17 protein-coding genes are annotated in these 21405 nt (G+C 60.7%); 11 read left to right on the top strand and 6 right to left on the bottom strand.

Features of this window, described 5'->3' with window-relative positions:
- Window positions 1-4: 4 nt before the first annotated feature.
- Genes AB0323_RS06745 through AB0323_RS06735 form a run of 3 tightly spaced genes read right to left on the bottom strand, consistent with a single transcriptional unit; the run spans window position 5 to window position 2047 of the window.
- On the bottom strand, window positions 5-892 hold the full coding sequence (locus AB0323_RS06745; RefSeq protein WP_366176633.1) for a glycosyltransferase: 888 nt from the start codon (window positions 890-892) through the stop codon (window positions 5-7).
- Between the two features lie 18 nt (window positions 893-910).
- Window positions 911-1294, bottom strand: coding sequence for a DUF2304 domain-containing protein (locus tag AB0323_RS06740; RefSeq protein WP_366176632.1), 384 nt, complete (start codon window positions 1292-1294; stop codon window positions 911-913).
- On the bottom strand, window positions 1295-2047 hold the full coding sequence (locus tag AB0323_RS06735; protein ID WP_366176631.1) for a glycosyltransferase family 2 protein: 753 nt from the start codon (window positions 2045-2047) through the stop codon (window positions 1295-1297). It abuts the gene before it with no gap.
- Between the two features lie 217 nt (window positions 2048-2264).
- Between AB0323_RS06735 and AB0323_RS06730 the strand changes: the two genes are divergently transcribed.
- From AB0323_RS06730 to AB0323_RS06715, 4 genes are read left to right on the top strand one after another with little or no spacing between them, the layout of a single operon-like run.
- Window positions 2265-3020 carry a glycosyltransferase gene (locus AB0323_RS06730; RefSeq protein WP_366176630.1) on the top strand — a complete coding sequence of 252 codons (756 nt, stop codon included), beginning with the start codon at window positions 2265-2267 and terminating at the stop codon, window positions 3018-3020.
- 31 nt (window positions 3021-3051) lie between these two features.
- Window positions 3052-4050, top strand: coding sequence for a dTDP-glucose 4,6-dehydratase (gene rfbB, locus AB0323_RS06725; RefSeq protein ID WP_366176629.1), 999 nt, complete (start codon window positions 3052-3054; stop codon window positions 4048-4050).
- Between the two features lie 3 nt (window positions 4051-4053).
- Window positions 4054-5478, top strand: coding sequence for a bifunctional dTDP-4-dehydrorhamnose 3,5-epimerase family protein/NAD(P)-dependent oxidoreductase (locus AB0323_RS06720; protein ID WP_366176628.1), 1425 nt, complete (start codon window positions 4054-4056; stop codon window positions 5476-5478).
- A 12-nt stretch (window positions 5479-5490) separates the two neighbouring features.
- The gene (locus tag AB0323_RS06715; protein ID WP_366176627.1) at window positions 5491-6492 is read left to right on the top strand and encodes a glycosyltransferase; all 1002 of its coding nucleotides are present in this window, start codon (window positions 5491-5493) and stop codon (window positions 6490-6492) included.
- Here AB0323_RS06715 and AB0323_RS06710 read toward each other — a convergent pair whose 3' ends face one another.
- The 3 genes from AB0323_RS06710 to AB0323_RS06700 all read right to left on the bottom strand — a co-directional run bounded on the left by AB0323_RS06710 (window position 6493) and on the right by AB0323_RS06700 (window position 12626).
- Complete coding sequence (locus tag AB0323_RS06710; RefSeq protein ID WP_366176626.1) at window positions 6493-7638, bottom strand: polysaccharide biosynthesis C-terminal domain-containing protein; 1146 nt, start codon at window positions 7636-7638, stop codon at window positions 6493-6495.
- A gap of 289 nt (window positions 7639-7927) precedes the next feature.
- Window positions 7928-10228, bottom strand: a complete 2301-nt coding sequence (locus AB0323_RS06705) for a lysozyme (protein ID WP_366176625.1) — start codon at window positions 10226-10228, stop codon at window positions 7928-7930.
- 493 nt (window positions 10229-10721) lie between these two features.
- Window positions 10722-12626 (bottom strand): S-layer homology domain-containing protein, encoded by a 1905-nt coding sequence (locus tag AB0323_RS06700; protein ID WP_366176624.1) that lies wholly within the window; start codon window positions 12624-12626, stop codon window positions 10722-10724.
- A gap of 190 nt (window positions 12627-12816) precedes the next feature.
- Between AB0323_RS06700 and AB0323_RS06695 the strand changes: the two genes are divergently transcribed.
- From AB0323_RS06695 to AB0323_RS06665, 7 genes are all read left to right on the top strand, one after another.
- Window positions 12817-13980, top strand: coding sequence for an ATPase, T2SS/T4P/T4SS family (locus tag AB0323_RS06695; RefSeq protein WP_366176623.1), 1164 nt, complete (start codon window positions 12817-12819; stop codon window positions 13978-13980).
- On the top strand, window positions 13895-15229 hold the full coding sequence (locus tag AB0323_RS06690; protein WP_366176730.1) for a recombinase family protein: 1335 nt from the start codon (window positions 13895-13897) through the stop codon (window positions 15227-15229). Before AB0323_RS06695 ends, AB0323_RS06690 begins: the two co-directional genes overlap by 86 nt.
- A gap of 183 nt (window positions 15230-15412) precedes the next feature.
- Window positions 15413-15661: a hypothetical protein gene (locus AB0323_RS06685; protein WP_366176621.1), complete on the top strand. Its 249-nt coding sequence runs from the start codon at window positions 15413-15415 to the stop codon at window positions 15659-15661.
- Window positions 15658-17955 (top strand): phage/plasmid primase, P4 family, encoded by a 2298-nt coding sequence (locus AB0323_RS06680; RefSeq protein WP_366176620.1) that lies wholly within the window; start codon window positions 15658-15660, stop codon window positions 17953-17955. Before AB0323_RS06685 ends, AB0323_RS06680 begins: the two co-directional genes overlap by 4 nt.
- Window positions 17956-18408: 453 nt before the next feature.
- A complete protein-coding gene (locus AB0323_RS06675; protein ID WP_366176619.1) occupies window positions 18409-18621 on the top strand; it encodes a hypothetical protein in 213 nt (70 codons plus the stop codon).
- Window positions 18622-18763: 142 nt separating this feature from the next.
- The gene (locus AB0323_RS06670; RefSeq protein WP_366176618.1) at window positions 18764-19117 is read left to right on the top strand and encodes a hypothetical protein; all 354 of its coding nucleotides are present in this window, start codon (window positions 18764-18766) and stop codon (window positions 19115-19117) included.
- Between the two features lie 273 nt (window positions 19118-19390).
- Window positions 19391-20917: a phage major capsid protein gene (locus AB0323_RS06665; RefSeq protein ID WP_366176617.1), complete on the top strand. Its 1527-nt coding sequence runs from the start codon at window positions 19391-19393 to the stop codon at window positions 20915-20917.
- Window positions 20918-21405: the final 488 nt, after the last annotated feature.

The following is a 21405-nucleotide window of genomic DNA, read 5'->3' as shown; positions in this document are numbered from 1 at the left end:
ATTCTCACTTTCCAAATGCATGGCGAAGCAGGGATATGACTGGCTCCGCGCCCCCTCGCGAAGCGGCGCGGGGCAAGAGCAGGAGAGCATGGGCGCGTGATGTCAAACGGAAAGCCGCGGCGCGGGCAGCAGCACGCCAGCCTATGTCGCTGCAAAGTCGACCTGCGAGCCCGAAGTAGGTGCGCTCGCCGTCAAATCTTGTACCGTCCACGAGTTTGGTCGACGATGCGCTGTGGATGTGCCGACGATAGGCGAAACAGACCTCCGGCTCGATGAGCAATTCGGCGCCGGCCAACACCATGTCCATGACGAGCGCCAGATCCTGAATGACCGGCAACCCGTTCCGGAAGTCGAAGTCCTGGATCTTGTCCCGGCGAAAGGCCAGTGAAGGCCAATAGAGCCAGTCGCCGTGCAGGAGGCTGATCGCCAAAGGTTCGCCGCGGACAAGACGCGGGCCTGTGCCTCTTGGTTTGACAAGGCGTTGCTTCACAACGTCGACGAGGGGTTCGGCAGCGTGCCCGTTCTCATCGATGATGGTTACACCGGGCTGGATGATCCAAGCTTCCGGAAAGGACTCGTGGGCTCTTAGGACAACATCTACGAAGTTCGGAAGAAGTTCGTCGTCGCATCCCATGACCACTACGACGTCCTGGGTCGCGAGCGAGACGCAACTCCTGAAGTTCTCGGTGATGCCTTCATTGACCTCTTTGCGGATGTACTTGATCCGCGCGTCCTCGAGGCCTTCAACGTAACGTCTCACCTCGTCATCAGGGTACGCATCATCCACAACTGTCAGGAACCAGTCGCCCGAGTTTTGCGCCAGGACGCTGTCGACAGCCTGTTTCATGTAACCTGCGTCGCCCCAGTATGGGATGAAAATGTCCAATGCCATGGGGAGCTGTTCGCGTCCTTAATTCGAGGTGGATTTACTTGAAGTGTCGCCATTCGCAGGGTTGTCGGTGGCTTGCTGCTCGACGAGGGCACGCAGTATTGCGACTTCTTCGGCAAGTGTGCGCGTCTCGTCCTCGACGACTGATATTTCCCACGACAAGTGCAGGCAGACACCCAATAGAAGCAAGATGCTGATGATGAACAGGAGGTTAGAGGGCAGTTGCACCCCGACGAACTGCGTCACAATTGTCAGCAGGTTCGGGAAAGCGGCCAGTATGAGGGTACCTGTGCCCACGACCAGCCACAACGCAGCGTACTTCTCCCGGAGTTTCTTGCGCCGGAGCATCTCCACGACGACGCCGACAATGGCCAGGGAGAGAATGAATGCGGCTAGGTTGCCCACTTACGAAGTCCCCTCAACGGCGATGTGCCGTGATGTGATGTGTGACCTTTTGCGGGTCAATGCGAACAAGAGGGCAAACACGGAGCGCCCCAGGTAGATCGCGGCCTTGAGCGGATTGTGGCTGGGTGTTCCGCCTTGGCGGGGACGCATGGCCACGGGGATCTGCGTGACGCTGCACCCGGAGCGAATCGCGACGACGAGGGAGTCAATGGTGTCGCCTAGGTATTCGGCCGGATAGTGGTCAAGATATTGGCTGATGGCGCGTTCATTCGCTGCACGGAAACCCGATGTCACATCGGTCAGTCTTGTCTTGGCAAGTCCCGAGATAACTTTTGCAAGGAACTGCATGGCCCATTTGCGCGGACCACTGACTTTGTACGCCCCCTTGTCAGCGAACCGTGCTCCGATTGAGATATCGGCATGGGTTAGCCCAGCCAGTACTTCTTCGATGTGCTCCGGATCGTGCTGGCCGTCCGCATCGACTTGGATAACCCGGCGATATCCGGTGCGTTGCGCGTACTTGAAACCGGCCCGCATTGCCCCGCCGACGCCGAGATTGAAGGGGAGGTTGAGGACTGTGGCGCCTGCAGCTGCGGCGAGCTCCGCTGTGTCGTCCGTGGAGCCGTCATTGACAACAAGGACGTCGTATGGGTGTCCCACTCCCAGGACTTCCCGAACGGTGTCGCCCACGGACTCGGCTTCGTTCCAAGCGGGCATGATGACGAGGACCCGCGTCGAGTCATGAGTTTCCATAGGTCTCCAATATATCAACGACCTGCATATCAACAGCCTGCGAGTTGCTTCGCGGCATCCTGGCGGTCCGCGTCAGTGGCCTTTGTCGATGATCCTATCTTTCATTTCCGTGGCCGTGACCTACCTCGCCGATCACGAGAGACCGATAGCCCCGTCAGAGGAGGTATGACGAGCAGCAGGATCCTTGTGAACGCGGGAGTCCCATAGAGTGTTGTGCATGAACGATGCGACGATGGCGGATGGGCGCGAAATCCGTGCAAGTATCTGCATGGCCACGTATAAGGGAACAAGCTTTGTTGGTGAGCAGATCGCCTCTATTCTCAGCGAACTCGGACCCGACGACGAGGTCGTCGTCGTCGATGACGCGTCGCCCGATGACACTGCCGACGTTATCGAAAGCATCAAGGATCCGCGTGTCCGCCTGGTGAGGGCGTCCTCAAACAAGGGCTACGTTCGAACATTTGAAGAAGCCGTGGGCCTGAGTACCGGAAAATTTGTCTTCCTTTCGGACCAGGACGATATCTGGATTCCCGGGCGTCTGGCCAAGATGTTGCGGGCGCTTGATACACACAAGGTCGTGGCCAGTAACTTCGACGTTCTTGGCGGGGGACCGCGGCCCTGGATTCCGAGGCTGCGCTCCACTGATTCCGGACGTCATCTGGCGAACCTGTTCGCGGTACTTATCGGCTACCGCGCATATTACGGTTGCGCCATGGGATTCCGGCGGGATGCCCTCGGACTCTTCACGCCCATTCCCAGCTACGTCCGCGAGTCTCACGACTTATGGCTGGCGATATGCGGCAACGTCGCAGGCTCCATAGCTCATCTGGACGATTCCACGGTCTACCGGCGGCTTCACGGCGAAAACCAGACCCCTGCGGGCTGGCGATCATTGTCAAAGATTGTCAAGTCGCGGTTCATGCTGGCCAGGCTAATACTTGAAGCTTTCCGAAGGACAAGGGGGCGGTTCTAGGCACGATCTCCGGGTTGGGTAGGCTGGTTCCATGCAGAAACTCCTTGTCACCGGCGGCGCCGGCTTCATCGGTTCAAACTTTGTCCACTACGTCATTGCCAACACGGACCACCATGTCACGGTGCTGGACAAGCTCACCTATGCCGGGAACCTGGAGTCGATCAAGCACCTACCGAGCGAGCGGCTCACGTTCGTTCAAGGAGACATTGCGGACCCGTCCGTCGTTGAGCCTCTTGTGGCGTCGGCCGACGTCGTGGTCCATTACGCTGCAGAGTCCCACAACGACAATTCCCTGCATGACCCGCGTCCGTTCCTGGACACCAACATCATCGGCACGTACACGCTGATCGAGGCCGCGCGGAAGCACGACAAGCGTTTCCACCACATCTCCACCGACGAGGTCTACGGCGACCTCGAGCTCGATGACCCGGAACGGTTCACCGAGAACACGCCCTACAACCCCTCCAGCCCTTACTCCTCGACGAAGGCCGGTTCAGACCTGCTGGTCCGGGCGTGGGTGCGCTCCTTCGGGTTGCAGGCCACCATCAGCAACTGCTCGAACAACTACGGCCCGTATCAACACGTGGAAAAGTTCATCCCGCGCCAGATCACGAATGTGATCGACGGGATCCGCCCGAAGCTCTATGGCAAGGGCGAGAACGTACGCGACTGGATCCATGCGAACGATCATTCTTCCGCAGTTCTGGCGATCATCGGGAAGGGCCGGATCGGCGAGACTTACCTCATCGGGGCTGACGGTGAGAAGAACAACAAGGATGTCGTGGAGCTGATCCTGACGCACATGGGCCAGGAAATCGACGCATACGACCACGTGGTGGACCGGCCCGGCCATGACCTCCGTTACGCAATCGATTCCACGAAGCTGCGCACCGAACTGGACTGGAAGCCCGAGTTCTCGAACTTCGAAGCCGGCATCGAAGACACCATCAAGTGGTACCGCGACAACGAAGCCTGGTGGCGTCCCCAAAAGGCCGAGACTGAAGCCAAGTACAAGGAACAGGGCCAGTAGACCATGTCGATTGAGTTTTCCAAGCAGCTGAGTGCCCGCGAAACGCCGATTCCCGGCGTCGTACTTTACGAACTTCCCGTCCACGGCGACAACCGTGGTTGGTTCAAGGAGAACTGGCAGCGCGAGAAGATGGTGGCCCTGGGGCTTCCGGACTTCAAGCCCGTACAGAACAACATCTCTTTCAACGAAAAAGCCGGCACCACCCGCGGCATCCACGCCGAACCTTGGGACAAATTCATCTCGGTGGCCACAGGCAAGATCTTCGGCGCTTGGGTGGACTTGCGCGAAGGGCCGTCCTTCGGTGCCGTATTCACCGCCGAGTTGGATCCAAGCCAGGCAATTTTCATCCCCAGGGGCGTGGGCAACGCTTTCCAGACCCTGGAAGACAACACCGCCTACACCTACTTGGTCAACGACCACTGGAGCGCCGACGCGCAGGGCCAGTACACCTTCCTGAACCTGGCCGACGAGACAGCGGCCATCGACTGGCCCATCCCGCTGGAGCGCGCCGAGCTCTCGGACAAAGACAAAGCACATCCGCGCCTGGCCGACGTGCGGCCGATGGGCCCGAAGAAGACGCTTGTTCTGGGCGCCAACGGCCAGCTCGGCAAAGCGCTTCGTGAACTGTACGACGGCGATGCCTCGGTCGAGTTTGCCGGCCGCGCTGAATTTGACCTCACTTCACCGGATGCGATTGCGCGTAAGAACTGGAATAACTACTCCGCCATCGTCAATGCGGCCGCTTACACCGCCGTCGACGCAGCGGAAACCCCGGAAGGCCGCCAGGCTGCCTGGGAGTCCAACGTCACCGCCGTCGCTCGCCTCGCCCGGACCGCCGTTGAGCACGACCTGACCCTGGTGCATGTCTCCTCGGACTATGTATTCGACGGTGCTGCCGACACACATGGTGAAGACGAGCCTGTCTCGCCGCTGGGCGTGTACGGGCAGACGAAGGCCGCCGGCGACGCCGTCGTCAGCGTCGTTCCCAAGCACTACATCGTGCGCACCAGCTGGGTGATTGGCGAGGGCAACAATTTCGTGCGCACCATGGCCTCCCTCGCCGCACGCGGGATTGAACCATCCGTGGTCAACGACCAGATCGGCCGCTTGACCTTCACCGAGGATATAGCCGCGGGAATCAAACACTTGCTGGACTCCTGTGCCAGCTACGGCACGTACAACCTCAGCAACGCGGGTGAGCCGCAGTCGTGGGCTGACATCGCCGCAGATGTCTACGAGCTCAGCGGTGCGGCACGGGACTCCGTCACGGGCGTCACCACCGAGGAATACTTCCGCGGCAAGGCCGCCGCCCCCCGCCCGCTCAACAGCATCTTGGACCTGAGTAAGATCCGGGAGGCGGGATTCGAGCCGCGGAACGCCAAGGAGGCTCTCGACGCTTACCTCGAGACCAGCCACGTAATCGGCTAGCGACTGACTGAAATGGTCTATGACTCTTCCTCATTCGGTGTAGTCGCACTAGCCGCATACCGTCCTGACTGGGATCTTTTCCGAATCCAGCTTCGTTCCATCCAAGATCAAAGCCACACCGATTTTGTCTGCTTGATCTCCGCCGATGGCGGCGACCAGGAAATCGCCGATTTCGTCAAGGCAGAGCTCAACGACGATAGCCGGTTTCGGGTTCTCGGATTCCCGGAAAGGCTCGGTTTCTACGGCAACTTCGAGAGGGTCGTCCAAGCCGTTCCCCCTGAAGCGCAATGGGTGGCGTTGGCGGACCAGGACGATCGTTGGTACCCCTCTAAACTCGAGACGCTTATTCCAAAGCTAAATGATGTAGCGCTGGTCTCGGGGCAGGCCCGGGTCGTCCGAAATCCCGGGAATGAGGTGGTGGCTGATTCCACAGCCCGGAAGAACGTTCCCTTTGGAGCGCTGGTTGCCCAGAACCAGGTGACCGGCAGCCTCTGCGTGTTCCGTAGGGAACTCGTCGATCTGGCACTTCCCTTCCCGCGGCTGGAAACCATCACACAGGTCCACGACCATTGGTTGGCTGTGTGCGCCGCCGCCACAGGTGGTGCCATGGTGGTAGAGGATGTGCTGCAGGACTACGTCCAACATGGCGGCAACGTCCTTGGCGAGGTGGAAGACCACCGAGGCATCCTGTCATCATGGCGACACCTTGGGTCGATGTCGGAAAAATACCAAGGCAGCAAGAGCCTGCTGGCGATGCTGCGCACATCGAACGACCTGAGCTTTGGGTGGCGGCGGACCATGATGGACTGCCTGAAGGCCCGGGTTGCCATCAATTCCAGCGACTTGGAGACCGGTCTTGCGGCCTTTTCCAGCGGCCACGCGTGGAGGCCGACGCTGAGGGTGTTATGGTCAGGCTTCCGTAGGGGGGACATCGCGGCGCCATGCGTCTTGGAATTCGTTGCGGGTGCCCCGGCGGAGCTGTTTGTCAACGGATTTGGAGCGCGCCGACGCTGACTAGAGAGCCGTTGGACCGGTGCCTGGATCCTCAACGGACTCAGGCACTGGCTTCAGCGCCTGCTCCCTGAAGTGTCGCCTTACGGCCATCACTTGATAGGCCGCCACGACAACTTCAGACACTCCGACGGCCCACGCCACGCCGGAGCCCCCGTACAGCGCCCCCATGGCGAACATCAGCGGCACGTTTAGAATCGCGCCTAACGCCGTCGACTTTGCCAGGATGGCACCTTCACCCAGCGGTATAAGACATGCCAGGCCAACCACTTGGGCCACCAACACTGCCGCGAAGATCAGGCCGAAGGGAACGCTCAACGCGTATCCGACGGTGATCTCGCCGCGGGAGAAGATCGGGCTTGCCCAGGGGATTAGGACCGCCAGAAGCACGCCCCCCAGGGCCCCGGCCGCAGGGACGAACTTGGCGACCAGTTGTATGCGTTCCAAGCTGCGCGATCGCCCGGCTTCTGGGATCCAGCCCTGAACAACTTGCAGCACCGGCCCGAATCCGGCGACAGCGAACCTGAACAGCTTGTCCGTGAGGGCGTAGAGGGGGACCGCGGCAGGGACTACGAGCGAGACTGCGATCATCGGCAGATTGCTGTTGATGGTTCCGGTACCTGCAGCGATGACGCCGAATTTTTGGTTCCGAAGCCGTTGCATGGCGGGAACAAAGCCCAAGTTCACCGTTAGCGGTGTTTCATGTCTACCCTTCATGGCCGCCAGGGCTCCGACCGCGACGGCGATGACGTTAAACGCAAGCAGGCTGCCAGCAAACACGATGGCCTGAGGGAAGAATTGCAGCAGTATCACGCCGGTGATGACGCCTAGTCCTTGGGGGAATACATCGAAGACCAGCAGGGACCACGGCTTGGCCTGGCCGATGAAGTACCAGGAGGCACCGAGAAAAGGCATCAAATAGGCCAGCGAGGCAACCGCGGCAGATACGGGATCGACCCGGGTCAACAGAAGGAGCAGGAAGAACATCATTGGCGCTGAGAAGAGGAACAGGTAGAGCCGGCTGACCACCGAATTCAAGAACATTTGGGGCCGCCGTGCTGCAGACGTAGAGGCGACCATGGCTGCCCCGACGGTGCCCCAACCGAAAGCGACGACGACGCCGAATATTGCCGCCGTCGCTTGCGCCACTGCCAGTTCACCCCATATCCCTGGACCCAGAGTCGATATCACAAAAGGGATGGCGAGGAGATTTACGGCAGTTGAAAACAAGAGCGACGTTGCAAAGCCTCCGAATCGGCGCAGCAGAGCAGAAGCGGGCTTCGAAGCCACGGATGTTCCCCGTTCGTGTCGGTATTTGCGCTTGGCCGATCGGCGCGGCCCATTGGCCGAACAGAATCTTACCTTGGGTATGCCGGCCTCACCGACAGCATCCGCGGTCGAAGCTTGGTGGCGGCCCCGCGGCGAGGCCGCCGCCACACTAGAATGTGATGTTCGTGCAACCCAGGAGCGTGTTTCCCAAGGAGAAGGGAGATGTAGCTATTCCATGCGCGCACACCCTGTAGGTGCCTCGTTGGAGGATGTTTGTCGACAGCGAGAAACCATGGTCTCCCGTGGTCTTCATTGCAGCGTTCACATCGGGCCTTGGCAGGTTGGCGATGATCGGGAAATACTTTTGCACGGTGTCTGGCTGTGTCACGTAGACGTGCACCTCAATTGATGCGCCGGTGGTCGGGTCCATGGCCCAGCCGGACGCGGTCAGGGAGGTGACGCCGTTAGTTGTCGAGAGCTTGACCGTGTCCAGGAATCCGACGGGTTTGGCACTGACTCCGACCGTGACGGACTTGCAACCGAGCAAGGCGTTTCCTGGGGCAACGGGGCTAAGGGCGATGGCCCACGAACAGACCCTGTACGTGCCCGGTGCGCTAAGCGGTATGTCCGTCTGGTAGCCATGGTCCCCGGGGACCTGGAGAACCTTGTTGACGTCCGGTCGCGGTTGGGAACCCGTGATCTTGTAGAGCTGGGTGGTTCCGTCCGGTGATTGAACGTAGATGTGCACCGCAATTTGCCTAGTGGTGTCCCCGTAATCCAGTGCCCAGCCGCGCGTGCTCAGCGAGGCCGTGGTGCTGGTCGTCTTAAGATCCACGGAGTCAAGGGACCCGACCGGCAGGGCTGCCGCAGCGATGCTGAAAGACTTACACCCCATGTCCGAGTGCAGGTACTGGCCCACCGCGTAGAGGCAAATGCTGTAGGTGCCGGCTTTCGTGATGTTGATGTCCTGCAGGAAGCCGTGGTTGCCTCCAATACCCAAGACCTGATTCACGTCAGGTCGAGATGCGTTGGCGGGCACGACGTAACCCGTGGTCGTTCCGTCAGGTGCGGTCACATAGGCGTGGGCGGCCGCCGTCGAGGATGTGTTGTTCATGTCCACTACCCAGCCGCGAATCCTGAAGCTCACCTTGTCAGGCGTACGGACTTCATAGGCATCATCAAGGTTGCCGATTGGCGGTTCCGCGCCTACGACGGAGACCGTCTTGCATCCCAGGCCAACGTTGGTGAACTTTCCGATGGCGTAGACGCAGACTTGGTAGTTCCCGGACACGGTAACGGGAATTTGTTGGTCAAAGCCGTGATTATCACCAAGGCCCAGAGCTTGATTCACATCCGGTCGATAACCTGTCGCCGGGATTTTGTAGAGCTGCTGGGAGCCATTCGGGGCCGTGACATATGCGTGTGCTTCCGTCGTGTTTTGGGGAAGTGCCGTGTCCGCAGCCCAGCCCCGGACCCTTATCGAAGCCGCCGTATCGGTCCGCCCCGCCGTGAGGCTGTCAAATGAACCCTGCGGCGTCGTGCCCGCAAAGACCGCAAGCGAGGCGTATGAGCCGTTCCACACGTTCGAATCCCCTTGGAACGGGCCGGTGCTGCTGTATTGCCACATGCTGAATTGGTTCCAGCTGGCCGGCAAAACACCAGGCGAGTTGCCTGGGGAAGAGGGGTAGGAAGCAATCCACAGCGGATATGCACTGAAGGAAGCCGAGTTTCCTGTGCATCGAGCCCACCAATCGGTAGTGCTGTAAATAACGGGGTAGCGGCCGGTCAGGGCTTGTACAGTGTTCCCGAAATCCGCTATCCAGCTGGTCATCTGGGCACCCGACATGCCATAGCAAACATCGCCGAAGTAGAAGCCGCCGATTGTTTGGCCCTCATAGGGGTTGTATTCGATGTCCAGGACCGGCGGGAGTGTGTAGCCGTCCGGGCTCCATGCTCCACCGTTTGCGACGAAGTACCTGGCCTGGTCGGCGCCCGAGGTCCAGTTCGGAACTGCGAAGTGATACGCGCCACGGATCATGCCGACATTGCGTGAACCGTCGTATTGCTGGGAGAAGTTCCCATTGACGTAGTAGTTGCCCTCCGAGGCCTTGACGTAGGCGAAACGTGAACCTTGGTTCCACTGGGACGCCCAGTCGACGTTCCCTTGATAGGCACTGACATCCTGCCCGGCTACGCCTATCGAAGGTGACCAATGTCCGGTGTCAAGTGCCATGGCGAGCGTTCCTGCTACTGAGCGCGATCCGGTGGGAGCCGCGCTCAACGGAAGGTTTTTGTTGGCCAGGACTCGCGGTGACCGCTGGCCCATTTCGGCTCCGCCGCTGGGAATCGCCTGGAGCATGGCGCGTTTCATCGCGTCGCCGACAATGGGAGCGCTGCCGGGCATCGCTGGCATCGGGACCGGCGCGGGCGTGGTGACCGGCGCCGTGGTCTCTGCGGCGGGAACGGCCAAAGGACCTAGCGCAGTTGCTGGTGCAGACTGTAGAGAAGCAGGGGAGCCGGCAGGAACCGTCGGATTTGGGCTCGGTTTCGTGCCCGTAGGTATTCCTGCTTTCGCAGCCTGCACCTGTGCTGAAGCCGCGGGTATCGCACTTTCCGACGGGGTGGCCCCGGCCACGTTGAGAGTCAAGCCGAGCGCGATGCCCAGGGCGACGCCAGCACGCGCGACAGGGAATCGGGATGCTTTTACAGCGGTGGTTCGTTTCATTTTCAATTCCGGCAAGGTACCGCTCTGTGAGGGCACATGGTGAAAGCTTCGCCTGCAGCTCCAATAACGAAACGCCTCTGCAGTGCACCATAAGGCCAGCTCCTAACCGGGACACCATAGCATTCGGTGGCAGGAGTGGCCAGAGTTTTATGTGTTGCTGGTGTGACTTGTGGTTGAACAGTTATCTAACGGCTACGCAAACCTTGGTGCCGCATTCAGCTGCAGCTGGCTACAGTCCTCAACGTCCGATTTTGGCGTTGTAGCGGTACATAAACGCAGCCATGGCGTCGCGGTTGACCGGGTTCAGCGGCCGATAGGTGCCGTCGGGATATCCGGTGGTGATGCCGGTGGAGGCCAGCCAGGTGATTTCGAGGTAGAAAGGGCTTGTTGGCGTGAGATCGGTGAACGGTGAGGCGCCGGGCGGGGTATATGCGGGTTTCCCGGAAAGCCGGTAGAGGAATGCAGCCATGGCGTCGCGATTAACAGGTTCCGAGGGACGGTAGGTGCCGTCAGGGTATCCGGTGGTGATGCCGGTGGAGGCCAGCCAAGTGATCTCTTTGTAGAACGGTGAAAGGGGGCCAACGTCCCTGAACGGAGAGATGACCGGGGGAATGTAGGTGGGGCTTCCCTTGAGCCGATAGAGGAAAGCAGCCATTGCCTCGCGTGTGACGGGTTGGACGGGGCGGAACGTACCGTCGGGATAGCCCGTGGTGATGCCGTTGTAAGCCATCCACGTCACTTCTACGTAGAAGGGGTAGCTGCCGGGGATGTCGGTGAACGAAGGCGGGCTCGAAGGGGTGAATGCTGTCAGGGCCTGCGCTGTGCCGAGTCCGGTTGGCCCGTCGTATCCGTAGCCGGCGGCGCACAGATAAGGAAGGCTGCACGTGCCGTTCGCACCGTTGGCAACGTCATTCAGCGCCCACGGAGAGCTGTAGGCAAGTTGAGCAGGAGAGACTCCCGCAGGCGTAGGGCCGGCGAGTGCGTACGTGGCCGCAATCACGGGGGCGGCAGCGCTGGTTCCGCCAAATACCATCCACCCGCTCATCCCGTTGCTTGGCGTGCTGTCGTAGACGGCGACGCCGGTGCTCGGGTCGGCAACTGAGGCAAGGTCGGCGACCGCGCGGTTGGGACAGCCCGTGTCGTGCTGCCAGGCGGGCTTGGGCTCGTAGGCAGAGCAGCCGCTGCCCGGCCCCGCTGCGCCGGATCCGGTGGCCCCCCAAGCACGTTCGGTCCAGCCCCGGACTTTGCTTGTGTCGAGTGTCAGGGAGGTGCCCCCAACCGCGACGACGTTGGGGGAGGACGCAGGATAGTTCACCGTAGGCGGGGCGGTGGCGTTCGTGTAGCCGTTGTCGCCGGAGCTGGCCACGAGAGGGATCCCTGGGTGATTGAAGTAAGCGCCGTCGAACCGTGTGATCCCGCCGACCTCGGGGCCGCCGAAGCTCATCGACACAGCATTGGCACCTAAATTGACGGCGGTATTGACCGCGCTGCCCAGATCGGTGAGGGAATTTGACCTGGCCTCGACGAGCAGGATGCTGCAGTTGGGGCAGGCCGCCGAGACCATTTGGACATCGAGCGACGTTTCCTGTGCCCAGGCCGCGTTGGCGGGCGGCAGGGAACTTCCGCCGTCTTGGTCCACTTTTCGGAAGCACCCTGAGGCCGAGGAACAGGGCGTCTGCCCGTACCTCGTCCGGTAGACAGCCAAATCTGCCTCGACAGTCGGAGCATCGTAAGGGTCGACCACCGCTACGGTTCTGCCGATGCCGGCGGTGAGTGAGGGCAGCCTATAGGCGGATTGCAGGTCCGCGGGCCCGTACCCGGCAGGGAGAAGCTGCCCGGCGGCCAAGGGACCTTCGACTTCATCGTCGATTTCCGCATGGCACGACGCATAGCCTGGGGGTGCGCCCCCGCATACCTTGGAATGGCGGTGACCCTTCAACCGGGCCATGGCCTGGGCAGCCGGTGTGGGCTGAGGGGGCGAGTCTGATGCCGACGACGTCCCGGGAAGGGGATCGGTTGAACCTTCTTTTGCTTGCGCATGCGTGACAATCCCGGGCAGTAGCATCAGCACCGTGGCACCGGCCACCAAGCCAGGCCTGCTGAACCAGCGTCCGCCGGGGTATCCACGCGTTGTCTTCGGCATGAGATCCTTCTTTGCACGGATATTTGGGGTCTGGAGTGGCCAGAGATTCACGTGTTTCTGGTGTTACTTGCGCTTAAGACAATTATCCACAGGTACGTCGATTTGACTTGGTCTCGTGTTGCAACCTCCCCTAGCCTTAACCTTGTTGAAGGTTCCGCAGCGCCTGGGCGCATGCTGCATTGGGGGGAACATGGAGGCTTTGCGCATCGTCGAGGACGAAGTCCGGGAGCTGATTCGTCGGCGTGGACTGGATCCTTTGAGTCAGGTAGTCGAAGTTCACCGGCTCGTCGAAGCCGCCGTGAATGACTACGACGAGCGGGCGCTTCTGGGCCCCTTGCCTCCGTTGGGCCATGTGGACACGGCGCGCAAGTATGTGTTCGACGCCGTCGCTGGCTTCGGGCAGCTCCAGCCGCTCCTGGATGACCCCACCATCGAAGAAGTCTGGCTCAACGGGCCGAATGAGGTTTACGTTGCCCGGAATGGCGAATCCGAACTTACCTCGATCAGCCTCACCGAGCAGCAGGTTCGCGACCTCGTTGAGCGGATGCTTAAGAGTTCCGGGCGCAGGCTGGACCTCTCCTCACCCTTTGTGGACGCTGCCCTCCCCGATGGCTCTCGGCTCCACGTCGTCATTCCCGACGTCACCCGCCGCCATTGGGCCGTGAATATCCGCAAATTCGTGGTCAAGGCGACCCGGCTCGAGCATCTGGTGGAGCTGGGGACGTTGACGCCCGGTTCAGCCAGATTCCTGGGAGCTGCGGTGGCCAGCGGATTGAACATTCTCGTCTCAGGAGCCACCCAGGCAGGAAAGACCACAATGCTCAACTGCCTGGCGGCCAACATCGGCTCCCGGGAGCGGGTCATCACCGTCGAAGAGATCTTTGAACTCCATTTCCCGCTGCGTGACGTCGTTGGCCTCCAGTGCCGCCAGCCGAACCTCGAGGGTCAAGGCGAAATTCCCTTACGCCGACTCGTCAAAGAGGCTCTTCGCATGCGGCCGGATCGTCTGGTGGTCGGCGAAGTCCGGGAAGCCGAAAGCCTGGACATGCTCATTGCGTTGAATTCGGGCCTTCCCGGCATGTGTACCGTCCACGCGAACTCTGCCCAGGACGCCGTGACCAAGATCTGCACCCTGCCGCTGCTGGCCGGCGGGAACATCTCAAGCGCGTTAAATGCCAAGACCCTACTGTGGGGAGTAAACTTGGTCCATGGGAAAAACAGTGATTTACGTAAGGATAAGCAAGGACCGGGAGGGCGCGGGCCTAGGCGTGCAGCGGCAGGAGGCAGACTGCCGCGCGCTGGCCGGGGAGCGCGGCTGGCCGGTGGCACAGGTCTACGTCGACAACGACCTTAGCGCGTACTCCGGCAAGCCGCGCCCGCAGTACCTAGCCATGCTGAACGAGATGAAGACGGGAAAGATCGGCCGTGTCATCACGTGGCACACCGATAGGCTGCACCGTTCACCGCGTGAACTCGAAGACTACATAGACGCCTCCGAGGCGCACGGCGTCACCACGCAAACGGTGCAGGCGGGCGAGCTTGATCTGGCCACACCTTCGGGGCAGGCCGTCGCCCGAACGCTCGGTGCGTGGGCGCGATACGAGAGCGCCCACAAACCCAAGCGCATCATGTCCAAGAAGCTGGAACTCGCCAAGAACGGCAAGTTCAGCGGTGGACCCATCCCGTTCGGCTACGTCCGAGACCAGAACGACTTCATCGTCGTGGAGCCGGAGCAGGCCGCAGAGGTCAAGAAGGCCATCCGGGCAATAATCAACGGGGCGTCTATCGGGTCGATCGTACGTGACCTCAACGAGCGCGGCGTCACCACGAGCCGAGGTGGCCTGTGGACTTCTACCGCTGTACGCAACATGGTCGTGAGGCCTACCTATGCAGGTATCACCGTCCACAAGGGGCAGTCCTACCAGTCGAAGCTCCCCGCCATCGTGACTGAGGACGAGCACAGGACGGCAGCGCGGATCGTAAAGGACCCATCGAGGCGCTCGCAGCACGATTCACGCGTGAAGCACATGCTCGCCGGGATCGTCCTCTGTGGTGCGTGTGGTGCAGCGATGCAGACTTCAAGCCGTCCGGGCGGAGGCCCAAACCGTCACTACTACAAATGCCCCAACAAGGGTGGTGGGCACGCCTCCCAGTCTGCGCTCGCGTTGGAGGACTTCATCTCGGCGGTGGTTGTGACGCGTCTGCAGGACCCCAATGTTCTCGCGATGATGGGTGTGTCAGCGAACGCGCAGGACGATATGCAGGAGCTTCAGCAGGAAGCGCTGACGCTACGCGCCCGACTTGATGAAGCAGCCGAAGCCGCAGCCGTCGGTGACATCACGATGGGTCAGCTGACGACAATAACGACGCGCGTCACGTCCAGGCTGGAGGCCGTCGAGGAACAGATGTCTCACGCCCGAGGTACGGGCATCCTGGCCGGAGTGCCGGCAACAGCCATTCCGGAGTGGTGGGTGGCGGCAACCGTAGAAAAGCGCCGAGCCGTCATATCCGCGCTGATGACGATCCATATAAACCCCGTAGGGAAAAGCGCACCGCGCGTTTTCGACGAGTCACGGGTCCGTTTGGAGTGGAAGCGAGCCTAAGCGCCTTGACCCCATCTTAGGCACTGTGTACCTAGGGAGTAGATAGTTCGATTCTAGGCCACTACAAGCGCTTTCTGAGGAGTAGGCTGAACGCATTCAGGTCCTCAACAACGAGGCCCTCCCCCAAAAACCGACAAACCGACAGAACCGAAAGGGGCTTGTTTCGGAAAGGTCGGTTTTGTCATGGCTCGTGGTGGAGGAGTTCCCCGCAACCCGCAGGTCCTCGCGTATCGCAATACGATTGCGCGCGCTGGAAGGGCTGATAGCAAGAGTGATCCGGCGAAGATTGAGGAGCTACGGCGGCTTCTCGAGACACAGCGCGTCTACAAGGCGCAGATCAAAGAGGCCCTCGCAACGGGACCCTTGCTGACTCAATCGGTTGTCGACGGGATTGTCGCGCTCCTGCGTCCGACTGACGGTGATTCCAAGTGACGGGGCAAGGGGATGGCCCCGGCGAGGAGATGAGGTCCACCGGGGCCAACACAGGAGGCGGAAGGGACGTTTCCAGTGACCCAATCGCTGGAACCAATGTTACCTCGGGCAACGACCTAGCGCTCGGTACTGCGGAACTGGACATCATCACGGCTCCGGGAAATGGGAAGCGATACGACTGGAACAGCAGCACCATCACGTGGGAAGAGTTCTGTGAGTGGCTCGATTCCCCGGCTGGGCGAAAAGAGGCAGGAGGCTACGTACTCGGCACCTTCGTCGAGACGATCGATGACCACAACGGTAAGATCGCACCGCACAGCGCTATTCACCGCAACAAAAACGGGGTGGTGTCCCGTTGGGCGATCACTTTGGACGCCGACTACGCCTACGCCTCCGGCGACTTCGAGCAGGAGGTCAAGGCGCTGGGGTTCCATGCTGTAGCCCACACCACCTTCAGCCACACCCCTGAGAACCCGCGCTGGCGGCTGATCATCCCACTCTTCCAGTCGTGCACTCCAGAGCAGTACACGACCCTGGCTTACGCGGTGATGAAGAAGCTCGGATGGGATCAGTTCGATCACACGTGCTCCCAGCCCGAACGATTCTTTTACAAACCCAGCGCGCAGAACGGCTCCTACGATCACTTCACGGTGGATGGCCCTGTAGCCACTCTGAAAGACCTGCTGCCGAAGGACCCCTTTGATCGCGTGATTCTAGCGCTGGAGGCCCATGGATACACCTACGTGCAGAAAAGCGCCACGGAACTGATGGCGCAATGCCCCGGTCACCCGGACAAGACGCCGTCTTGCCATGTGACGTTCAAGGACGGGAAGGTGCTCTTCAAGGACTTCGGCTCGGCGCAATGCACCGCAGAGAAGATCGTGAAGGCACTGGGGCTTGAGATGAGCGACCTGTTCAGCGATGAGCCATCCGCTGCTCTGGACTTCGCGGTGCCGGCAGATGGGTGGAACGACAGCAACCAGACCTCTCATGCGCGGATAGCTGCACGGTTTGCCCAGTATGCGAAGAGGGACGCGCTGTTCGTAAACGGTATTGGGTGGCACAGGTGGGATGGGATGCGCTGGGCCTTCGATGCGGAGTCAGTGCATGCGTACCACCTTCTGGAACAAGTTCGACAACTGTCGTGGGTGGAGGCCCAGAGGGACAAGCAGCTTCGGCGGGACGTGGACGCCAGCATGACCGCAGCGGGCAGCGCGGGTGTACTTACCTTAGCGTCGAAGAATCTCTTCGCCGCGAGCGTCGACACCGATGCGTGGCTCCTGAATACGCCGAGCGGCACGCTAGACCTCCACAGTCTGGAAATCAGGCCACACAATCCGGCAGACAGGATCACGAAGCGTACCGGAGCTTCTTACACCCCTGGAGCCTACGAGGGATCGGAGTTCCAGAAGTTCTTGGAGTCGTCTCTCCCAGATAAGGAGGTTCGTGCGTTCCTGCAGCGCTACGCGGGCATGGCCTTGATTGGCCGTGTAGAGCGGCATGTCATGGTTCTGGCTGTCGGCCCGACGAGGGCTGGGAAGGGTGTCTTTACCCGAGCGATGGGCAAGATGCTCGGCGATTACGCGGTTACCGCGAACAACGACCTGCTCGTGTCGTCGCGATGGGGTGAGAGGAAGTCAGCCGGTGATCTGGCCTCGATGATGGCTCTGCGAGGTGCCCGATGGGTCGAAATGTCGGAGTTGGAGAACGGCGCTCGCATGAACGAGTCGTTGATGAAAACCCTTACAGGCGGCGACACGATCACAGCGAAATTCATGGCCCGGAATTTTGTGGAGTTCGAGCCTAGTCACAGCTTCTTCCTGACGACGAACTTCCCTCCAACGATCGACGCCACCAGCGACGCAGCGTGGGCACGTATCCGCGTAGTCCGGTTCGACGTGAGTTTCTTCGGCAAGGAGGACGAAACGTTGGACGACAGGATTGCCCTCGAACTGGAGGCGGTGCTCGACTGGGCGATCGAAGGACTCCGCGCGTACCAGATTCTCGGCGGACTCGCAGAGCCGAAAGCGGTCCTCCGTGCGAACGCGGACTACCGGAAGGAAAACAATCCGGTACAGGAATTCGTGGACGCGAAATGTGACTTGTCACCGGGGAAGCGAACGACCTCTGCGGACCTGTGGGAAGCGTACAAGGCATGGGCCTACGAGAACGGCGAGACGCAGGCAAAAGAGGTGACCCAGACGAGGTTTGGGCTGCTACTACAGCAGATTCCAGGTGTCTCGAAGAGTCCAGACACGAGCGTCCGGGCCTATCTGGGGATCGGTCTGCGATGAATTCCAAGCGGGTTCAAGCGGGTTTCCCGCTAGTTCTCATGGGGACTGGCTTTAGGCAAGTAACGGGGAACCCGCTTGAACCCGCTTGCCCCCCGCAATCTAGGAGTTTTTCATCATGAAAGGAACAGGAAAATGACCTACCTAGGCATCGACCTCTACTTCTTCCCCGACGGGCCACGGCTCGCCCACCGCATGCACCGCGTACTGGACGCGCCGTGCCCGGACTGCGTCCCGTCCATGTCAATCCGTCGAGGCACATACGGCGGCTTCTGGGTCGCCATACACCACGGAGCCACCTGCCCAAAATCAACGAAATCGGAAGGACGGACCCAAATTGGCTAGATGGTCGAAGGACATAGGCGTGCAGCGTAAGAGGCTGTCCACTGCAAACGCACAGCGCGCAGCGATAACCAAAGCGAAAGCTGCTGCGATGAAGGCACGGAAGGGCCAGAAGTGAAGTTCGCTACCGCGCCCCACGAATTCTCGAAAATCATTACAGCGCGCGTCGGAGCGGAAAAGATCGACATCACGTCGCCATCAGGCCTGAACTACGCACCAGGAATCGCAGTCACGATCAACGGCGTGACTCGCGCCTCGCTGACCATCACCAACGCGCGGCGTCTGGTCGCCGCGCTGATTGCTGCACTCCCGCCCGAGGACGAGTGACGTGGTTTACCGCTGGTTATGGCCCAAATCCACTTTTAGAGTCCGATTGCGAACAGCGGTCAGTCGGTACGGTCATCCCTTGGACGATGATCGAGCGCTCTACGGACCGCACACGGACGATTCATAACGGAAGGAATACATCATGAACGAGAACGAAGAAAGAGCGGCTGCTTGGCGCGAGGAGGCAAGGAGGTTGCGGGCACAGGCCGTCGCGCACGAGAGGGAGGCGGACAGAGAAAACCTCATCGCCCGCGAGTTACGGGATCGTGCCGCCGAATTGAAGAACCCCATCGAACGGATCAGGCGGGAGATGCGCGCGGCCGAAGCGCTGATCCGCCGGAAGAACGCGGAGAAGGAGCTTTTGGAGTTCCCCGACTGCGTCGCATGTACGCCGACGCGGGAGGTGATCGCAGTGAACGACATTGGAGCGCGCGCGCTGGGCTTCACTCACGAGCCGACCTGTCCGTTCCGCGACGACGAAGACGACTTCAGTTAGTTTTTACAACTACTGAGGCAGGAACATACTGAGCTCATAACTGAATAGATCGAAATTGAGCATCACGCTCTTTCGGCACAACCGCGATTCCCGTTTCGCCAGGGAGCCGCAGCCGCCGCAGTATTCCTGCCGCCGCTGCCGCTCGGTCTGACCATTCCGGATAGCCGCTGGACCTGAAAGTAGGACGGCTCACCAAGGGCGACGCGTAACACGCGTTTTCAGCCCAACGTCCACATCAAAATTCTGGGTCCGCAGAAATCCGGGATAAACCAAATGTCTACCAATCAGCAAATGAAGGCGCTGTCCGACAAGGCGCACCTCGTCGTCAACGACCCTTCACTGACCAACGCGCAGAAGAAATCCGCGCTCGACCGAATTTCGATCGAGATGAAAAACGCGGGCGATCTGCTCGCCGTCCGGGCCAAGGCCAAGAGCATCTACGGCGCTATGAGCGACGACGCCGTGGGCGACGGCGGAGCTAGCTTCGACCCCGAGGCTCCACGGCGCGGCAAGGCTGTGCCGAAGCTGAACCTGAACACCGAAGTCGCTCGTGAGGCCTTCCGCTCGATCAAGGGTGGCGCGAACTTCCGTGCTGAACTCGGCCTGAAAGACACCGCGTCGAGCACCGTCACCGATAGCCAGCTTCCTCCGGCCTACGTCGGTCTCGTCCAGAAGGTGCACGAGCCGACGCGTCTGCTGGAAGTCCTAAAGACGACCAGCATGTCGAGTCCGTCGATTGAATACATCCGCCATGACTCGACCAGCATCGCTTCTAATGCCTTCGCGGCTCCGGTGCTGTCTTCGCCGACCACTGCCACCACAGGGGGCACGCTCGCAGCCGGAACGTGGCGTTTCGTGGCCACGTATACCTCGGCCACTGGTGAAACTGTGGCCTCGAATGAGATTTCACAGGTCACCACTGGCTCGACCTCGACGGTCAGCTTCACGATCGGCGCGGCTCCTTCGGGCGCGACGGGCACGAAGATCTACCGTACTGCGGTCAACGGCGCGACGGGGACAGAAACGCTCATCCAGACGCTCGCCACCACGCCGACGTCCTTTACCGACACCGGCTTCGCTGCTGGCACTGCTGTCCCGCCGACCGTCAACGGTACAGGTATGGCAGGGATGCTGAGTCCGGGCGGGTCGTACACGGAAGCTGTGATGAACACGACGACACTCATCGCGACCGCTCAGAAGGTTGGAATTTTCAGCTCCGTCACCGACGAACTGACAAAGGATTTCGGGGATTTCATCTCCTACCTCCAGAGCGAACTCGTCCGCCTCATCATCGACACCGAGAACTACCAGTTGCTGAACGGCAACGGTACGGCTCCGAACCTCAAAGGTCTGCTCCAGACGCCGGGTCTGTTGACTCGGGCGAAGGGCAGCGAGGCGAGTATCGATACCATCGAACTCGCTGTGGCCGACCTCAGGAATGGACCGTCGTACTGCGAGCCGGATGTCATCGTCCTCCACCCGAACGACTGGAGCTTGATCCGGCGCACGAAAGCGACGGGCACCGGCAACTACCTCCTCGGCAATCCCGGGGACTCGCCGGTGAGTGACATCTGGGGTATTCAGGTGGTGACCACGACCCAGATTCCGCAAGGCACCGGGCTGCTCATGAACACCGAACTGATCGGTGTGGCCTACGTTCGCGAGGGCGTGACGATCAGCATGAGCAATAGCAACAACGCCGACTTCACGTCGGGCAAGGTTGCAGTCCGCGCCGACGAGCGTCTCGCGCTGGCCGTCGCCCGACCGAGTGCCGGGCTGATCATCACGGGCATCGCCTGATAGACCGGCGAGCGGTCGGTCCCCTGAAGCAGCCGACCGCTCGCCTTAGACGGCGGGGCGGTCTCAACCCGTCGAAGGGGCGATGGTCTGGGCTCCAGGCGAATTCTTTCCCCAGACCATCGCCCCTAAACACCCCTTGCGGGCGTCCCGGCTACCCTAGGCCCGACCCCGACCCAGGGGAGCTTCTGTGCCGACTGTGCGGACGACTGGGACGACGTGGCTGGTGGGTAGGGTAGGGCAAAATCGCTGGGCCCATGCCGGTCGGAAAAGCTCCCCCGGGTAGCTATATACCTACCTCCCGGAAATTTTCGGATTTCGCAAAAATCGATCCGACAAACCCCGAATCTTCCGTGAACCCCGAATAAAGTATTGAGGAGAGGTAAAAATGCCAACGTATCCACCGCGAGAGCCAAGCTGGGACGATATCCAAAAGCTCGCCCCCGTCGACCACCACGCCCCCGAGTGCACGCGAGCACAGGAACCCGTCG

This window comes from Arthrobacter sp. NPDC080031 (genome assembly GCF_040702485.1).
Lineage (GTDB): Bacteria > Actinomycetota > Actinomycetes > Actinomycetales > Micrococcaceae > Arthrobacter.
Note: the sequence above shows the minus strand (reverse complement) of the source record. Positions and strands in the feature narration are given on the sequence as shown.

What these genes read in the sequence shown, in the direction of transcription:
- AB0323_RS06745 (WP_366176633.1), bottom strand. Translation starts at nt 892, where the DNA reads ATGGCATTGGACATTTTCATCCCATACTGGGGCGACGCAGGTTACATG.
- AB0323_RS06735 (WP_366176631.1), bottom strand. Translation starts at nt 2,047, where the DNA reads ATGGAAACTCATGACTCGACGCGGGTCCTCGTCATCATGCCCGCTTGG.
- AB0323_RS06730 (WP_366176630.1), top strand. Translation starts at nt 2,265, where the DNA reads ATGAACGATGCGACGATGGCGGATGGGCGCGAAATCCGTGCAAGTATC.
- rfbB (WP_366176629.1), top strand. Translation starts at nt 3,052, where the DNA reads ATGCAGAAACTCCTTGTCACCGGCGGCGCCGGCTTCATCGGTTCAAAC.
- AB0323_RS06720 (WP_366176628.1), top strand. Translation starts at nt 4,054, where the DNA reads ATGTCGATTGAGTTTTCCAAGCAGCTGAGTGCCCGCGAAACGCCGATT.
- AB0323_RS06715 (WP_366176627.1), top strand. Translation starts at nt 5,491, where the DNA reads ATGGTCTATGACTCTTCCTCATTCGGTGTAGTCGCACTAGCCGCATAC.
- AB0323_RS06700 (WP_366176624.1), bottom strand. Translation starts at nt 12,626, where the DNA reads ATGCCGAAGACAACGCGTGGATACCCCGGCGGACGCTGGTTCAGCAGG.
- AB0323_RS06695 (WP_366176623.1), top strand. Translation starts at nt 12,817, where the DNA reads ATGGAGGCTTTGCGCATCGTCGAGGACGAAGTCCGGGAGCTGATTCGT.
- AB0323_RS06685 (WP_366176621.1), top strand. Translation starts at nt 15,413, where the DNA reads ATGGCTCGTGGTGGAGGAGTTCCCCGCAACCCGCAGGTCCTCGCGTAT.
- AB0323_RS06670 (WP_366176618.1), top strand. Translation starts at nt 18,764, where the DNA reads ATGAACGAGAACGAAGAAAGAGCGGCTGCTTGGCGCGAGGAGGCAAGG.
- AB0323_RS06665 (WP_366176617.1), top strand. Translation starts at nt 19,391, where the DNA reads ATGTCTACCAATCAGCAAATGAAGGCGCTGTCCGACAAGGCGCACCTC.